Genomic DNA, 16,856 nt, shown 5'->3' with positions numbered 1-16,856 from the left:
TAACATTTAGTTAATAATATGTTAATATTTAACTGATATTCTGAAATTAGTATTATTATGATTTAAACAAAATCTTCGATTTAAATAAATTGTATAAGGTAAATTTTGCTTATATCCGTTACGGAAATTATATTTGAATTTATCCAATTTAATAAGGCATATAATTTCCTTATGGATTATAAAAAAAGGAGGATTTAAAATGTTTAAGAAGAAAAAAGGTTTCTCAAAGATGCTGTTAGCAGTATTAATTATTATTTTAATAGCTGCTAATGGTATGGTAGGTACTAAAGGTAGTACAAAAGTGCTTAAGACAACTGTAACTGAAGCAAGTACAAAAAAAGCTCCAAAGTATGTATTTTATTTTATAGGTGATGGATTAGGATCTGCTCAAAGACAAATTGCAGAATATTTTTTACAAGAAAAAACTGGAGATAAATCTGCTAAATTATTAATTAATCAATTACCTATTGCAGGGATTAATACTACATATTCTGCAAATTCATTGATAACTGATTCAGCGGCTGCTGGAACAGCACTTGCTACAGGACATAAAACTAATAACGGCGTAATATCAAAGTTGCCTGACGGTACAAATGTAAAAACTCTTATTGAAGTAGCTGAAGAAAAGGGAATGGCTACAGGTATAGCTACTACAACTAGATTAACGCATGCAACACCAGCAGTATTTGCCTCTCATAATGAAAACAGAAGTAATGAAAATGAGATTGCAGTTGATTTTTTAGATAGCAACGTCGAATTTTTTGCTGGCGGTGGAGCTAGACATTTCCTACCACAAGGCTGGGTTGATAAAATGCCAAGTATGAATGGCTCAAAAAGAAAAGATAATAGAAATTTAATGAAAGAATTTGCTAATAGAGGATATAAAGTGTTTTATGGAAAAGAACAGTCTGATAGGTTTAGAAATTATTCACCAAAAGGACAAGAAAAAGTATTTGCTGCATTTACACTATCCCATTTACCATATGAAATTGATAGAATTCATGACACAAATAATCAAGTTCCAAGCATAGCAGAAATAACTAAAAAGGGTATAGAAGTTTTATCAAAATATCCTAATGGATTCTTTTTTATGATTGAAGGTGGAAGAATAGATCATGCATGTCATGCAAATGATGCTGTTGGTGCTATATATGATGTTTTAGCATTTGATGATGCCGTTAAAGAAGCATATGAATTTTATAAAAAACATCCAGATAAAACTTTAATTGTAGTTGTTGGAGACCATGAAACTGGTGGTATGGGATTAGGATTTGCTAAAAATTATTTTTTAAAATTAAATGAACTTCTTGACGTTAAAGCTTCTGTTGAAGATGTATTAACTAAAAAATATGATGGAAATAGAGAAGCATATTTTAAATATATTGCTGAAAATTTTGGATTAGATAATTTGACTGAAGCAGAAAAGGCAAAAATCATTAAAGCTATGGATTTAGCAGACAATAAAGCTAAATATGATATTTCAGAATATGGTCCATCTTATTATGGTCCTGTAGCTATAGCTACAACTCATATAATTTCAGAAAGGGCAAATATAGAATGGACAACTTTTGCGCATTCAGGAACATCAATACCTATGTCAGCAGTTGGTGTAGGAGCAGAAAAATTCACTGGATTTAAAGATAATACTGAAATAGCAAGAACTTTGGCAAGTGTAATGGGCGTTGAATTATCAAAATAGCCGGGGTTATCCTGGCTATTTTGTATTACTCTTTCTTATATGAGGTGATTTCCGATGAAAAAAACTATACCTATATTGTTTGTTATAGGATTGATATTACTTATATTTGCCATAATAAATACAAAGGATTTAATTTCAGGAAATAAACAAAATAGCAATCTATTTGAAGTTAAAGCTATTGTTTTCGAAACTGATAACTCTGAAGTAATTCAAGCGGGAATAGCCAAAATAGGTTTTCAGTCATTAGTAGTTGAAATAAAAGAAGGAAAATATAGAGGAAAAAAATTAAAAGCAGTAAATCAATTAGTAGGAAAGCTAGATTTTGATAATTATTACAAAATAGGAGATAAGATAATAGTTAGTATATTAGAAAAAGATGGGGAAATAAAAGGAGTTAAAGCTATTGATATTTATAGACAGGATTGGCAATTTATTTTATTTGCAGTATTTATACTATGTTTAATTTTATATGCTAGGTTTACTGGATTAAAGGCATTGTTTTCTTTCATAGCTAGTCTATTTGTAATATGGAATATTTTAATTCCAGCTCTGTTAAGCGGAAAAGAGCCTTTATTTATTACTTCATTAGTACTTACGTTATTGACAGCTATAATAATTTTTTCCGTAGCTGGGTTTACCAAAAAAGGCATAGCTGCCTTTATTGGAACGATATGTGGGCTATTTGTTACCATAGGAATAACGGTGTTTTTTGGGAATAAATTATCTCTTTATGGAATGACTTCACCATTTGCAGAAACTCTTGTATTTAGTGGTCATCTTGATCTTAATATGAAACATATTTTTTACGCCGCAATTATAATTGGTGCTTCTGGAGCAGCTATGGATATAGCTATGGATGTTGCTGCTTCTATAGAAGAAATTAAGATTAAAAAACCTGGCATACAGACAAGAGAATTAATTCAATCGGGTTTCAATATTGGTAGAGCAGTGATTGGTACAATGACAACAACTCTTTTATTAGCTTATTCTGGGGGATATTTAACTTTACTTATGTTATTTATGACTAAAAATTCAAGTCTTATTAGAATAATAAACTTAAAAATTGTAAGTGCAGAAATAATGAGGACTCTTGTGGGTAGTATAGGATTAGTTTTAGTAGCACCTATTACTGCTATAGTTGCAGGATGGGTTTTCACAACTGGAGCTGAAAGATGACGATTATTTGACTGCTCTTATGTTATTTTTATTAAACTTAGAACGTCTGTAATAATTATATTTATTTAATCTATTATTCTTGCTATAAGAATTATGCTTTATACTCTCTCTAGCTACTTCTAAAATGTCTTTTATTATATAGGTTTGCAACATTATAAAGGGAATTAACAAAAGAATTAATAGAGCTATTCTCATTGTTTTTCACCACACTTTGACATTGGATTTCAACAAAATTTTCCTTAATTCATTAAAATCGGAGATTTTGTTTCATTATATCATTTTTTTCTACTTTTTTCTATAGTAATGTTAACCCATGTTCTTGCAGAAAAAAACCTGTATCTAAATTGTATAATAATTTAGATACAGGTTTTCGACTTATTCTTTATCTTTATAAATTTCTCTAAATTTAGCCTCAATTGCACTTTTTCGGATATTTAAGTAATAGTAAGTTGCAACAGGTTTATTCTTTATAAAACCCTCTCCATGAAAATGAAAATCTAATGAAATAAAATACTTGCTATAATAGTCTATCTCTTTTGATAGCCAATCTAAACTATTATAAAATCTTTTTAAAAGCAGTATTTTCTCTTTAGTCTTTATTTGATTAAACTGTCTGTCATCAAAAATATAATAAATAGATTCATCTAAAAACGCTAAATCTTCATGGGCAGTTAAAAAATAATTTATAATTTGAATTTGCTCTAATAATTTCTGATGATATTCTGGATCCGGATTATCGCTTTCTAAATTTTCAATCATAGATTTTACTATATGAGTCAGTATATTTATTGTTCGCAAATACTCTTTTCCTAACTGTTCATTTTTTGTATGAATAACTATAAGTAATAATAATATACATACTATAGCTATTAATTTGATTTTTTTCATATAATCACCTAAATTATTTCCCTATATAATCAAATAATTTTAAAAATTAATAATCTGCAAGATCTACAGAACAATAAGTTTTATTCGTAGTAACAGCAAACTATTTAGGAGTATCTAATGGAAAATCTGGCTTAGGAGCATAAAAAACATGAAAAGCTATATAGCTTTCTGTCTTGAAATCATCATTAGTTGTTGTATCATCTTTTTCTATGCCATAAGTTATTTCAAAACCTCCACCATCAAAATTTTTAATTTGGTGGTCTTATATATAACATAATTTTCACTCTTTCATGCACTTATTTGAAACTTTCTTATCTTAAATTTTATTAATTCTATAAATTTTTTCAATAAGTTCTACAACAGTAGTCGATGAGATATGGTATTTGGTATGTATTTTACTATTATCCATATACTCATATTAGTTTTGTAATCTAAAATAAGTTCTCCTTTAAAATTTTTTTCACCTTTATTTTCATCCTTCTGCTAACAGGTATAAATCTATTAATATCTTTTATATATATTTGTCCATCTCTTAATTCTACAATTTTTGCTTTATTTACTATATATCCTTGATGACATTGTATAAAACTGTTATTCATATCCAGCTCTTTTTTTAGTCCTTTTAAAGTCCCATAGTATTCATATTCTCCTTTTATCGTATACACTTTTATTTTATTTAGTATTTTTTCAAAATAATATATATCTTCATATTTTATCTTAACCACACCTTTTTTGTTATAAATACTTAAGACACTATTTTTCTCTTTAAAGGCTCTTTTCTCTTCTATTCTTAAAATTATATCTTCCATACACTTATTAAACTCACTTTTTGTAACAGGCTTTAATATATAGTTTAAAGCTTTTATATTAAATGCATCTAGGGCATAATTTTCAAAACCAGTTATAAACACTATAATACAATCTTGATATTTTTTTCTTATTTCCATTCCCAATTCTATTCCTTTCATATTTTCCATCGCTATATCTAAAAAAGCTACATCTATTTTTTTGGCTTCTATTTTCTTTAATAACTCTTCTCCACTTAAAGCTTTTATTATTTCTATTTTATATTTAATATCTAATGATTTTAAATACGAAGTAATTATCTCTACTTGTAGTGGTTCATCATCACAAACTGCTATATTTAACTGCATAAAAAACCACCTCATAAGTTAAATTTTAACATTATTTGCAATTAAATTATTCTATAAATCTTCTTAAATTCCTTCTGATGGCATAAGTTTTGAAGCGCAAAAAAGACACTTAACAATTTAAGTGTCTTTTTTGCAAGCCTTTTCAATGTTTGAATTTAATTCTTGAATAACTTCACGCTCTATTCTTAACAGCCAAAAAGTTTAATAAAACCTTAATAATATACTATTATTTTAAATATTATCAATATTATAACAATAATCCCTAATATAGCTGCCAATTGTATCAAATAACTATTTGGTAAAGTTAACGCTTTAGTAAAAAAAGTTAGTAAAATTAAAATTGTTATTAAAAATAATATAGCAACTTTACTATATTTTAATTTCATAGAGAATCTACCTCGTTAATAATAAGTTACTTCATATTTATCATTTTGCAGCTTAAACACACAAAAATGAGTGCCTCCAGCAGCTATACCACCAATAAAACTAACATTTGCACTTGCCACAGCTTCTGCAGGTAAGCTAGCAGTTTCTCTTTTTCTAACTATACTTAAATTCAAATCACTATATGTTCCTCCTACAACATTACAATATGGTTTACGAACATCTATTATATAATCATATCCTCCATTTACATAACAATAATCAATTGTAAATCCTATTGCAACTAGACCTCTCTTTATTGATACTCTTTGATCTTCTATTATTGTATAACCAGAACCACTTATATTTTCAGGTATAAACATATCATTAGCAAACATATCATGAATTTTATTAACTTGTTTTTTCTTCGCATTTCCGCCAAAAATCTCTACTAATAATACAGACCCATCCTCAAAAACATATCTTTTAACTGGATCTTGTATAGTAGGTGTAATCAAACTTCGAGGTATTTTAGATACTTTATCTTCATTCATACAGTCTCATATTTCGCCACGTTCTAATTTTTTTATTAAATTGGATTGGACTGACTTATCCGTAACACCTAATTCTATTAAATTAGCAATAATTTCTTTCTTTATTTCATCTGACAAAATTTTTGATTCATTTTGAGCATCTACTCCTGAAAAAGATGCAACAATCAGAAATAATGCTAATAAAAAACTAAATAAATTTTTAGTTTTATTCATTTTCTATCATTCCTTTCTATGTTTTTTATAATAGAATTTTTTCATACATCACAAAAATAATTATTGAAACTTTTCTTAACATCAATTTACCAGCAAATTATTTTAATTTAGTGGTCTTATATATAACATAATTTTAACCCTTTCATTCACTTATTTGTAACTTTTTCATCTTAAATTTTATTAACTCTGTAAATTTTTTCAATAAGTTTTGCAAAAGTGGTCAATGAAATATGGTATTTAGTATGTATTTCCCAAAAACAAAATTAAACCTTTTAAATAGTTATAGCCTTGCAACAAGGGCAAGTTTATGGTTTTACTTTAGTTTCTATTAGTTTCTATATGTATTTCAATATAATCTTCATTGTTATAATTTTAATGTTTTTACATAATCTAACAAGAGGCAGATGTAATATCATCTACCTCCTATTATTAAATAAAATACAATTATTTTACTTATATTGCTATTTTGTAAACACTTCATTTGATTTTTAACATTAAAATATTGAACAACAAATTCTATTAAATCATTTATTAAAATAATTTTTAAGCCCATCGTAAATAACCAGCAATCCAATTATAAAAGAAATATTTCGCATTATAAATTCACTATATAACAATCCTCCTATAGCAGTGCTTGTATTATACGTATGACCTGTAATTATTGTTGGAATTAGTATAATGAAAACTCCTATAATAAAACTAATAATTAAATCTTTTTTCAAAATTAGCCCCCCAAGTCTGAGTAAGATTATCTAAATATTATAATCGATTCATTATCTAATATTGTAACTACCTTCTTCGTAACAATATGCATAATAGTTACTAGAATAAGACAAGTTGAATTTTACAGTAGCAGATTCTCCTATACCAATATCAACTCCACCGCTAAAGGTAGTAGTCCCTTTATCATAAAAATCTCCATTAACAATCCAAAAAATCCTACCGGCATTTTCTAAATTACTATAAACAGTTCCATTAAATTGTTTAACAATGCCGTTATACTCTCTATTCATTCCTACATATAATATTTTCACTATTCCCCAAAAACTACCACCTTCAGATGTTTCACAATAAAAAACTAAACTAGGCTTGTACACAGAGGTAACCGTAAATCTTGAACTAATTACTCTATAGGTTTTATTAGACATTAATGCTTTTAAGTTATTTGTACTTAAACTATTAATTCCAATTTTATTTTTAGCATAGTTTCTAATTATTTCATTAGTTGCTTCTAATTTTGAAATATTATTATCTTTAGCTATTCTTTCAACAAGCTCTTCAAAAGTTAAAACTTTACTTACAACTGTCTGTTCGTCTTCTACTTTAAGGTATCCATTAAAATCACTCTTTTTAAGGTCTATAACTTGTTCATTATTAGTAGAATCTGCATAAACACCTACTGTACAAGCTAAAACCAAAATGAAAATTGTTAATATTAACATCATTTTTTTCATACTATTACATCCTCCCTCTATAATCTTTTATTTTTACCCATTCCTCTTTTTTATTTGTATTATTAAAAATTTAATACTAAATTTAACGCTAAAATACTAAACTATTTTTTGAACAACTTTAATATTAACTCTACTAAAAAACTTATCTACGCCAATTTGCTAATAAATTATTTTAATTTGGTGGTCTTATATATAACATAATTTTCACCCTTTCATTCACTTATTTATAACTTTCTCATCTTAAATTTTATTAATTCTGTAAATTTTTTCAATAAGTTTTATAAAAGTGGTCGATAAAATGTGGTATTTGGTATTTATTTAACAAAAACAAAAATTAGCCTTTATTGTTTTATATCTTTGCACCAAATAAACTTTAGTTTTATTCCTATATGTATTTCAATATAATCTTCATTGTTAATAATTTTTATGCTTTTGAAAAAAATTGAAAAAAACCTGTATCTAAACTATATATAGCTTAGATACAGGTTTTTTCTTTGTTGATTTATATTAAATTAACCTCATCTTCATTTTCAACTTCTTCATCATCTTCATTCTTCATAGATGCGAGTGATACTATTATTTCATTTTTATCGTTTAAAACACTTATTTCTTCTCCAAACTCTACATCGGATACTCTTAATGAATGGCCTGTTAAAAGATTAGATATGTCAATCGTAATGTTCTTTGGTACTTGTGTAGGTAGACATTCTATCTCTATATTTTTTAATTGCTGCTGTATAACTCCAATATTTTTTACATACTCTTTACCTTTTAACACAATAGGTACTGTAGCATGTATTCTTTCTGTTTCATAAACCTTTTGTAAATCGATATGAATTATATCGCCTTTAATTGGATCTCTTTGTATTTCTTTTATCATTGCTGGAAAGGTATTCCCTTCTACTTCAACATTAATCAGTGCATTTTCTCCATATTCTTTAATTATTTTGTTAAGCTCATTAGCATCAAATTGGACGCTATAATTTGAAAAATTACGCCCATATATAATTCCCGGTATTTGGCCATTGTTTCTAATTCTATGACATGCATTTTTCCCTGTTTCATTTCTTATGTTGCAATTTATATGTATATCATTCATAATTTCTCCTCCTTTGTTTTTCTCTCTACTCATTATCTCCAATAATATATTTTTTAAACATGAAAAAAAGCGGCCAAAAGCCGCTTTAGACTGTTAACAAACTTATCTATTTAAATATTTTATGAAAATGAAAGCGAATGCTTGAAAGAATTTAGTTTTTTCTAAATTCATCCGCATGAGCGTTATTTTCATAAATAATCTAATTTGTGAAAAAAACTAAAGCGGCCAAAGGCCGCTTTAAGTTTATTTATCTAATATACTCTTATCACTTTCATAAATAGGTACATCCTTATCCTCTTCAAGTTCTTCATACTTGCTATTTGCAGTTAATGATGCTATGACTTCATCTTCATCATGCAATATTTCTATATTTTCTCCTAAATTCAAGTCCCCTACTGTAATAGAATCACCAAATTTTAAATTTGATACATCAATCTCTATAGATTTTGGTATATATTTTGGTAAACATCTTATCTCTAATTCCATTATCTGCTGTTGAATAATAGTTGTCGAAGTCTCTACTTTCCCCTTGCCTAATAAAACTACAGGAACAAAAACTTTAATTTCTTCATTTTCAGAAAGCTGCTGAAAATCTATATGCAATAAATTACCTTTAATAATATCTTTTTGTACTTCTTTGATTATAGCTGGAATCATTTCTCCATTTAAATTTAAGTTTACTGTAGAACCAGAACCTATTGTGTTTAAAACCTTTGAAACTTCAGCTTCATTTAGTTTGATGCTTTTAGTTTCTTTATTGTGACCATAAATTACTCCTGGTATAAAACCATTCTTTCGCAATTTAATAGAACACCTTTTGCCAACTTCGTTCCTCAATTCTACATTCAATTTTGGTGCAGCCATAGCATATCCCCCTTTTATATATTATTTCTTTAATAATATTAAATCAAAAAATTAAGGATAATTCAATTTTTTCAAAGAGTTTTTTAGAGAAAAAAACCCTAACCTATCAAAGGTTAGGGTTCTTTTTATTCTCCACATTTTTCAAGAAGCATTTCCCATCTTCTGTCAACTTCTTTTTGAAGTTCTTCAATTAAATGTTGATTTTCTGGTTTGAATAAGTGTTTAAATCTTCCTTGTGGTCTTAAGAAGTCTTCTATTGGAAGCTTCTTCTTAGGCTTATATGTTAATCTCCATTTACCGTTTTCAACTTCATATAATGGCCAATAGCATGTATCTATAGCTAACTTAATTATTTCCATTAATTTTGGAGTATCATATCTCCATCCACGAGGACATGGAGTAAATACATTTAAGAAAGCTGGTCCTTCAGTATATATTGCTTTTTCAGCCTTTTGATGTATGTCGCTAAAGTTACCAAATGGTGCTGTTTGAGCAACATATGGTATATGATGTGCTGCCATAACTTCAGTTAAATCTTTTCTAAACTGTTGCTTACCTGGAACAACTTTTCCTGCTGGAGAAGTTGTTGTATTCGCATATTTTGGAGTAGCTGATGACCTTTGGATACCAGTGTTCATGTAAGCACCATTGTCATAGCATACATACACCATATCATGTCCTCTTTCCATTGCTCCTGACAATGATTGAAGACCTATATCGTAAGTACCACCGTCTCCACCAAAAGCTATAAACTTATAAGTAGCGTCTATTTTTCCTTTTTTCTTTAAAACTCTATAAGCAGCTTCAACACCACTTATAGTAGCACCTACATTCTCGAATGCATTGTGAATAAATGAATCTTTCCAAGCTGTATATGGATATAAGAAACTTGAAACCTCTAAACAACCAGTAGCAGCACCTATAACTGCCTTATCCTCTGGTTTTAATGCTCTTAAAACAGCACGAACAGTTACAGAAGCACCACATCCAGCACATAATCTATGACCACCTGTAAATCTTTCAGGTCTTTTTGCAGCTTCTCTTAAATTTAAAGCCATTTACTGCACCTCCTATTCTCTTACACCCAAGTAGTTGTAAACTGACTTAACTTCTCCTGTTTTAACTATTTCAAGTAAGTCATTGTATACCTTCATAATATCGTCAGTTCTTACGTCTCTACCACCTAAACCATAAATATAGCTTATTACAACTGGCTTAGTTTCTGTATCATATAAAGCCGCTCTAGTCTCAACAAATACTGGACCACCAGCAGCTGAAAAACTATCTGCTTTATCCATTACAGCTATAGCTTTAACATGCTTTAATGCATCTCTTAATTCTTCAACAGGGAATGGTCTAAATACTCTTATCTTAATTAATCCAGCTTTTACTCCTTTTTCTCTTAGCTCATCTACTACTTCTTTAGCTGTTCCAGCAGTTGAGTTAAGTACAACAATAGCAACTTCTGCATCTTCCATTTTGTACTCTTCAAATAGACCATATTTTCTTCCTGTTAAAGCTTCGAATTCTTTAGCTATTTCTAAAATAACTTTCTTAGCATTCTTCATCGCTTCAGCTTGTTGACGTTTATGTTCGAAATAATGTGGTGGTAAATCCAATGGTCCCATAGCAACTGGCTGCTCTGGATTTAATAATGTATCTAAACCTGGATCATATTCACCAACAAACTCTTTAACCTTTTCAGTTTCTAATAGCTCTATATTTTCAACTGAATGGCTCACTATAAAACCATCCATACATACCATTACAGGAAGTCTAACATCTTTATGTTCTGCTATTCTTATAGCTTGAATTATATTGTCATATGCTTCTTGATTATCTTCTGAATATAATTGTATCCAACCTGAATCTCTAGCTCCCATAGAATCACTATGGTCATTATGGATATTGATTGGACCTGATAATGCTCTGTTTATAACAGGCATAACTATTGGTAATCTTGATGAAGCAGCAATATATAATATCTCCCACATTAAAGCAAGACCGTTAGCTGATGTAGCAGTCATAACCCTTGCACCTGCTGCTGATGCACCAACACAAGCACTCATAGCACTGTGCTCACTTTCAACAGCAATGAACTCTGTATCAACTGAACCATTAGCAACAAATTGTGAGAAATACTGTGGTACTTCAGTTGATGGAGTAATAGGGAAAGCTGCAACAACATCAGGATTTATTTGTTTCATAGCAGTTGCAACTGCTTCGTTACCACTTAATCTTTCTCTTATAGCCATTTGTTTCCCTCCTTACAACTATTCTTCTTTAACAAAATCAAATACATTAAATGGACATACTTCTACACATACTCCGCAACCCTTACAATGATCATAGTCAATTCCTACTAATTTTCCGTCTTCAACTAATATTGATGAGTCAGGGCATACAGGGAAGCATAATAAACATTGCTTACATTTCTCACTATTCCAAATAGGTTTCATTGATCTCCATTCGCCAGTTTTATAATTTTGTGCATTACCAGCTTCGTAAATGATTCCACCTGGAGTTATTTCTTTCCAAGTCGTTTCAGTCGTTATTGTAACTTTTTTATTATCTTTCATCGCCCTTAACCTCCTTCAAGGCTCTCTTGATAGCTTCCATGTTTCCTTCGATAACCTCTGGCTTTGTAGCAAACTTATGAGCAAAAGATTCTTCCATAGCTTTTAAGAAATCTTCTTCTTCCATTATATTAGCAACTTTAACTATAGCTCCTAACATTGGAGTGTTTGGAAAATATTTTCCTAATGTTTCAATTGAAATTTTTCTTGCATCAATAGTATAAACTTTTCCTTCATATCCTTTTAATAATGGTCTTAATTCCTCAGGGCTTTTTTCTGAGTTAATTACAATAGCACCTTCTTTTTTCAATCCAGCTGTTACATCTACATCTTTAAGTAAAGTTTCATCAACAACTACTACATAGTCTGGTTCATAGATATTACTATGTATTCTTATTTTACTATCACTAATTCTGTTGTAAGCTGTAATTGGTGCCCCCATTCTTTCTGGACCATACTCAGGGAATCCTTGTATAAATTTACCTGTAGCAAATGCAGCTTCAGCTAACAATAATGAAGCAGTTTTTGCACCTTGACCACCACGGCCATGCCAACGAATTTCAATCATTTTTTTTGCCATCAATTTTCCTCCTTTCATATTGACCATTAAAATGATTTTGTGTCCTGATAAATACACAGAATATTTCTATATATTAGCTTTAATTCCTTCAATAAATATAAAGGAATTATTGACTTATGAAAATAAAATCAATTGTTATAGAACAGTATTTTTTTATCCTGTCTGTTATAATACAATATTATATTCCTCATATAACAGGTCATTAATAATGCTGGAAATCTTAGTTTTAAATATATAACAGTTTGCAATTTTTAGTATAACAGATAAATATAAATTGTTCAATAGATACAACATGATATAAAATAAATTTATCAAATTTTTATTTTAAAAAAAATTAATAGTTTTTTAGTAAAGAAAAAAGAGGGAAAACGTTCCCTCTTTTATTCTACCACTTTTATTTACAAAATATAATTTATTATTATTAACAAAATTACTCCCGGTATCCCTAAAAATCCTGCAACGATTATCGTTATGATATTAATCCCTATCTTTATTCCAATGAATTTACCAACGAAATTTACTGCTAAAAGCAATACCAACCCTATTATTCCATTAATTATTAATTTCAAAATCAGCTTTAATGGCTTTAAAAGAAGCATTACAACAATCAAAATTACAACTAATGCTAGTATATATGACAAAGCTACCCCCATCTCTAAACCTAAGCCCATTTCCCCCACGCTCCTAAAAATGTTTTCTTAATTTAAATGTTTTCTTATTTAAGTATATAAATAAAAATAAAATAATATTACAAGCCTTTATACGGATGTTTTTATCCCTTTTTTTCTAGCTTCCTTTAAAAGATAGATATATTTTGTTTTTGCAGCTTCCATATTATAAATAGCAAAATCTATTAAATCAGGATCCGTTACGTTCTGGAAATAATTTTCTGCTTCTTTCCATTCAAAATGTGCCTCTTTTAGAGTTTTAAAAAATTCCTCTTCATTACTTTTATGATGAATCAACTTGTCCTTCATATTAATTAATAGATTATTTACATTTAAAAGTATTTTCACTTTATTTTGCGAAAATATATTAGACATATTAAAACCCCCCAAAATAATTTTTATCTTAATTATTTACAATTTTTTGGAGGGTTATACACGCCAAATAAACTCTTTTAAAATTATCCTTGTAATACTACACTTTCTTATATTAGCTATAATCTCATTAAAAAATCTGTATAATTAATAAGACTATTTAATAACGGCTTTTTACTAAATGGCTTTGCATTATCTTTATTATATTTAGGACTATGCCCATATTTTAGTTTATATCTTGCAATCAAATATATTTCTAATAATTCAGGATCAAAGTTAATATTACAACATACAAAAATCTTTAAGTTTTTCCCTGCATTTATTTCATCACTCCATATTTCTGGAGTATTGTTATTAACCTGTCCATTAGGATATTGTTCAGATAGTTTAGGAACTAAATGGTCAAATAATCTAGAAAACAAATCAAAATCTTTATTATCTGATTTACCTATATATAAAACATCACCTTTATTATCTGCAATAACATATATCCCGTTATCCCGATTAGTTAGTTCATCGTAACTCTTATAATCTAAAAAATCTAACTGCTGTTCATAAATATATTTATATATACCTCCTATCCATCTCTTTTTTTTGCCACTTTTCAGCCATTCTATTACTCGATTTGCATAATCATTTATTTCTTTGAATTCTTTAATATCTGAAATATATTCATATTTATAACGATTATTTCTTAAAAAAACTTCCTCTACGATAAATCTAATGTATTCTATTTGCATAAAAACATTAGCCCCTTTCGATTATCATCTTAACTTTTTAGATATAATATTCTACATAAATAACCTAAATCATTTTTATATCTAACTTTATTTTTTTAATATTAAACTTCAGAATAATATCAAATTCACTATATTATTTATTATTCAAGCAAACTATCTCCACTAGCGATTTTTTTAGGATACCACATTGAAAACCGATTCGTAAATTTTAGTGCAACAAATATCAATAAATAAAGTAAAAGTGTAATTTTAAAATATCCATAAGATTTCAATGTTATATAAATTATTCCCTGAATAACAAATATTCCACTCCAAAATAATATAAGTATATTATTTGTTTTTATAAACACTGGATTCTTTTCTATAGAAATATCATATCTATATTTTAAATAATCTGCTGTAAGGGGTTTATTATCAAAAACTGAATTCAACCATATAAGAGCCATGGCAAAATAATTTATTTCACTACCGTTATTTGCTAATATTTCATCTCCAAAATAGCCTATAATTAAAAGAATTGCAAAATATAATACATTGATTTTTTCAAAATAAATAATACTTTTAGCTTTTCTCTTTATAACTATAATTCCTATGCTAATACTTAACGGAACTATCACTCCTAACAATAAATTACGATTAATAAATATCCATGACAAAATCCATGGTATAAACGAAAGACTCATCCATTTTTATCCACCAATGCCTAATATTTTATTGTTCTTTGAAAACTGTTCATTTTGCTTATCTTTATCATTTGACTCAAATATTCTCTCAAGATTCATCATAAAATTCAAATCTCCATCAATTCTATAAAGACCATCTAACATTACTTGCACCCCATCAAGCTCATGATTAGTATTTTAATCCAGGTTTCATATGTTGTAATAACTTTTGTAGTATAATTGTCACTTTTCCCTTTTCTTAACTCACATTTACCATCTTTAATTATAAAGTGATACTGCTCTTTCAAATCTATGAAATCGAACTCAAGAACATCATTCATATCTTTTGCATTCAAAGGATTAAAACTATGTTTCATTAATTTAAGAAAATTATATCCTTTTAAGTTATCATAACTTATTTCCTTCATCAACCTGCCAACTTAAATTTGCCATTTCAATAAATTCTTCTATGGGAATAAGAGGTTTTTTTAGTAATTTTAATGTCTCTTCATGTATATATCCATCAACAGCAAACTCTTTTCCTGCTTTTTTTACTCCATCTAAATACCATTTAATTCTATTTTGCAACGGTTTTATTGATAATAATTCTCCTTCAACACATAATATGCTTCCATTTAATTGTTCCTTACTTATTTTTTTGAATTCATCTATAAGCAATTGAAAATTATGATACTCTGGAAATCCACAATTTGAAATTAAAATATTTTTCTTTTTTCTAATATCATATCTTTCTGGATGACCAAATACATCTCCTTTTTTTACTATATAAGGTTCATTTAGTGGCAAAGTCCTCTCCACAAATTTTTTTAATATTGATGTCATAGTATAGTGATACAATGGAGTTGCCCAAATAATAATATCTGCTTCAATAAATTTTTCTAACAATTCATCCATATCATCTTTTTGAACACATTTGCCAGGTGTTCTATTCCAACATGAAAAACATCCTATACAATTTTTAATATTTTTATTTTTTAATTCCACATATTCTATAACTGTTTTTGTATCAATTTCTTTTATACCTTCTAAAAACTTATCAACTAATTTATGTGTATTCCCATTTTTTCCTCTAGGACTACCATTCAAAACTAAAATTTTATTCACTATTATCATCGCCTTTCAAATTTTTAATTTTACTAATTGCTTCTTCTACCCATTTAATATTGCCTTCTGCTGATATAATCCCATTTCTTAATGTCAGTTCCCAAAATAACTTTTCATTTTTTGAGTCAATAATTTCTTGAAATGTATCCAATTTTTTATGGATAACTTCTAAACTCTTTAAAAAATCCACATTATACTTCTTATATTCCAAAAGTGCCTCTATTAATTTATCTGGATCAGCATTAGCACTAAAAAACACTCTCATAAGAAAAGAATTTCTTACTTTTACTGACTCTTTTAATGAATATTCATTCAACCATTTTAGAAATTCTGCTTTTCCATTTTTAGTAATAGTGTATACCCTTTTATTAGGTTTATTTTCCTGATAAACTATATCTGATTTCACAAATCCTTTTTTCTCTAAATTATTCAATTCTCTGTATATCTGACTAGTTTGAGCATTCCAGAAAAACTTCAAAGATTCATTAAAATATTTCATTAAATCATAACCGGTCATTGAATTATAAGAAAGCAATCCAAGAATACCATGTTTAAGAGACACAATGCTACCCCTCCTTTATATTCTACTTGTATATTATTATATAAGTAGAATATGCTTTTGTAAAGTATTTTATTAATATCCTACAAAAAAAATACGTTGATTCAAAA

23 protein-coding genes are annotated in these 16,856 nt (G+C 28.0%); 2 read left to right on the top strand and 21 right to left on the bottom strand.

Features of this window, described 5'->3' with window-relative positions; all coding sequences use genetic code 11:
• Window positions 1-199 precede the first annotated feature (199 nt).
• Together AB4Y15_RS00215 and AB4Y15_RS00210 are read left to right on the top strand one after the other, a co-directional pair.
• Window positions 200-1,699: an alkaline phosphatase gene (locus AB4Y15_RS00215; RefSeq protein WP_427337693.1), complete on the top strand. Its 1,500-nt coding sequence runs from the start codon at window positions 200-202 to the stop codon at window positions 1,697-1,699.
• Window positions 1,700-1,753: 54 nt separating this feature from the next.
• The gene (locus AB4Y15_RS00210; RefSeq protein ID WP_427337692.1) at window positions 1,754-2,875 is read left to right on the top strand and encodes a YibE/F family protein; all 1,122 of its coding nucleotides are present in this window, start codon (window positions 1,754-1,756) and stop codon (window positions 2,873-2,875) included.
• Between the two features lie 375 nt (window positions 2,876-3,250).
• On the opposite strand, the gene AB4Y15_RS00205 is transcribed toward AB4Y15_RS00210, so the two are convergent.
• From AB4Y15_RS00205 to AB4Y15_RS00105, 21 genes are all read right to left on the bottom strand, one after another.
• Window positions 3,251-3,763 (bottom strand): hypothetical protein, encoded by a 513-nt coding sequence (locus AB4Y15_RS00205; protein ID WP_427337691.1) that lies wholly within the window; start codon window positions 3,761-3,763, stop codon window positions 3,251-3,253.
• A gap of 431 nt (window positions 3,764-4,194) precedes the next feature.
• Entirely contained in the window at window positions 4,195-4,917 is a 723-nt protein-coding gene (locus tag AB4Y15_RS00200; protein ID WP_427337690.1) for a LytR/AlgR family response regulator transcription factor, read from the bottom strand.
• Window positions 4,918-5,129: 212 nt separating this feature from the next.
• Window positions 5,130-5,303: a hypothetical protein gene (locus tag AB4Y15_RS00195; RefSeq protein WP_427337689.1), complete on the bottom strand. Its 174-nt coding sequence runs from the start codon at window positions 5,301-5,303 to the stop codon at window positions 5,130-5,132.
• A gap of 15 nt (window positions 5,304-5,318) precedes the next feature.
• Entirely contained in the window at window positions 5,319-5,834 is a 516-nt protein-coding gene (locus AB4Y15_RS00190; protein ID WP_427337688.1) for a hypothetical protein, read from the bottom strand.
• A 6-nt stretch (window positions 5,835-5,840) separates the two neighbouring features.
• On the bottom strand, window positions 5,841-6,047 hold the full coding sequence (locus AB4Y15_RS00185; RefSeq protein WP_427337686.1) for a hypothetical protein: 207 nt from the start codon (window positions 6,045-6,047) through the stop codon (window positions 5,841-5,843).
• A gap of 524 nt (window positions 6,048-6,571) precedes the next feature.
• Complete coding sequence (locus tag AB4Y15_RS00180; RefSeq protein ID WP_427337684.1) at window positions 6,572-6,769, bottom strand: hypothetical protein; 198 nt, start codon at window positions 6,767-6,769, stop codon at window positions 6,572-6,574.
• Between the two features lie 51 nt (window positions 6,770-6,820).
• A complete protein-coding gene (locus AB4Y15_RS00175; protein WP_427337682.1) occupies window positions 6,821-7,501 on the bottom strand; it encodes a hypothetical protein in 681 nt (226 codons plus the stop codon).
• A 502-nt stretch (window positions 7,502-8,003) separates the two neighbouring features.
• On the bottom strand, window positions 8,004-8,600 hold the full coding sequence (locus tag AB4Y15_RS00170; protein ID WP_427337681.1) for a 50S ribosomal protein L25: 597 nt from the start codon (window positions 8,598-8,600) through the stop codon (window positions 8,004-8,006).
• 243 nt (window positions 8,601-8,843) lie between these two features.
• The gene (locus AB4Y15_RS00165) at window positions 8,844-9,464 is read right to left on the bottom strand and encodes a 50S ribosomal protein L25 (RefSeq protein WP_427337680.1); all 621 of its coding nucleotides are present in this window, start codon (window positions 9,462-9,464) and stop codon (window positions 8,844-8,846) included.
• Window positions 9,465-9,589: 125 nt separating this feature from the next.
• On the bottom strand, window positions 9,590-10,522 hold the full coding sequence (locus AB4Y15_RS00160) for a thiamine pyrophosphate-dependent enzyme (protein WP_427337678.1): 933 nt from the start codon (window positions 10,520-10,522) through the stop codon (window positions 9,590-9,592).
• 12 nt (window positions 10,523-10,534) lie between these two features.
• Window positions 10,535-11,719 carry a pyruvate synthase subunit PorA gene (gene porA / locus AB4Y15_RS00155; RefSeq protein ID WP_427337676.1) on the bottom strand — a complete coding sequence of 395 codons (1,185 nt, stop codon included), beginning with the start codon at window positions 11,717-11,719 and terminating at the stop codon, window positions 10,535-10,537.
• Between the two features lie 18 nt (window positions 11,720-11,737).
• A complete protein-coding gene (locus AB4Y15_RS00150; RefSeq protein WP_427337675.1) occupies window positions 11,738-12,043 on the bottom strand; it encodes a 4Fe-4S binding protein in 306 nt (101 codons plus the stop codon).
• The gene (locus AB4Y15_RS00145; protein WP_427337674.1) at window positions 12,033-12,620 is read right to left on the bottom strand and encodes a 2-oxoacid:acceptor oxidoreductase subunit gamma family protein; all 588 of its coding nucleotides are present in this window, start codon (window positions 12,618-12,620) and stop codon (window positions 12,033-12,035) included. Before AB4Y15_RS00145 ends, AB4Y15_RS00150 begins: the two co-directional genes overlap by 11 nt.
• 398 nt (window positions 12,621-13,018) lie before the next feature.
• Window positions 13,019-13,291 carry a pro-sigmaK processing inhibitor BofA family protein gene (locus AB4Y15_RS00140; protein ID WP_427337672.1) on the bottom strand — a complete coding sequence of 91 codons (273 nt, stop codon included), beginning with the start codon at window positions 13,289-13,291 and terminating at the stop codon, window positions 13,019-13,021.
• Window positions 13,292-13,378: 87 nt separating this feature from the next.
• Window positions 13,379-13,663 (bottom strand): YaaL family protein, encoded by a 285-nt coding sequence (locus AB4Y15_RS00135; RefSeq protein ID WP_427337671.1) that lies wholly within the window; start codon window positions 13,661-13,663, stop codon window positions 13,379-13,381.
• Between the two features lie 116 nt (window positions 13,664-13,779).
• Complete coding sequence (locus tag AB4Y15_RS00130) at window positions 13,780-14,400, bottom strand: hypothetical protein (RefSeq protein WP_427337670.1); 621 nt, start codon at window positions 14,398-14,400, stop codon at window positions 13,780-13,782.
• 140 nt (window positions 14,401-14,540) lie between these two features.
• Window positions 14,541-15,083 (bottom strand): hypothetical protein, encoded by a 543-nt coding sequence (locus AB4Y15_RS00125; protein ID WP_427337668.1) that lies wholly within the window; start codon window positions 15,081-15,083, stop codon window positions 14,541-14,543.
• A 6-nt stretch (window positions 15,084-15,089) separates the two neighbouring features.
• Complete coding sequence (locus AB4Y15_RS00120) at window positions 15,090-15,227, bottom strand: hypothetical protein (protein WP_427337667.1); 138 nt, start codon at window positions 15,225-15,227, stop codon at window positions 15,090-15,092.
• Window positions 15,227-15,490 carry a hypothetical protein gene (locus AB4Y15_RS00115; RefSeq protein ID WP_427337666.1) on the bottom strand — a complete coding sequence of 88 codons (264 nt, stop codon included), beginning with the start codon at window positions 15,488-15,490 and terminating at the stop codon, window positions 15,227-15,229. The genes AB4Y15_RS00120 and AB4Y15_RS00115 overlap by 1 nt, the downstream gene beginning before the upstream one ends.
• Window positions 15,471-16,187: a flavodoxin family protein gene (locus tag AB4Y15_RS00110; RefSeq protein ID WP_427337665.1), complete on the bottom strand. Its 717-nt coding sequence runs from the start codon at window positions 16,185-16,187 to the stop codon at window positions 15,471-15,473. The genes AB4Y15_RS00115 and AB4Y15_RS00110 overlap by 20 nt, the downstream gene beginning before the upstream one ends.
• Window positions 16,180-16,749, bottom strand: a complete 570-nt coding sequence (locus AB4Y15_RS00105) for a PadR family transcriptional regulator (protein ID WP_427337664.1) — start codon at window positions 16,747-16,749, stop codon at window positions 16,180-16,182. Before AB4Y15_RS00105 ends, AB4Y15_RS00110 begins: the two co-directional genes overlap by 8 nt.
• Window positions 16,750-16,856: the final 107 nt, after the last annotated feature.

This window comes from Caloranaerobacter longqiensis (genome assembly GCF_050286925.1).
Taxonomy (GTDB): domain Bacteria; phylum Bacillota; class Clostridia; order Tissierellales; family Thermohalobacteraceae; genus Caloranaerobacter.
Note: the sequence above shows the minus strand (reverse complement) of the source record. Positions and strands in the feature narration are given on the sequence as shown.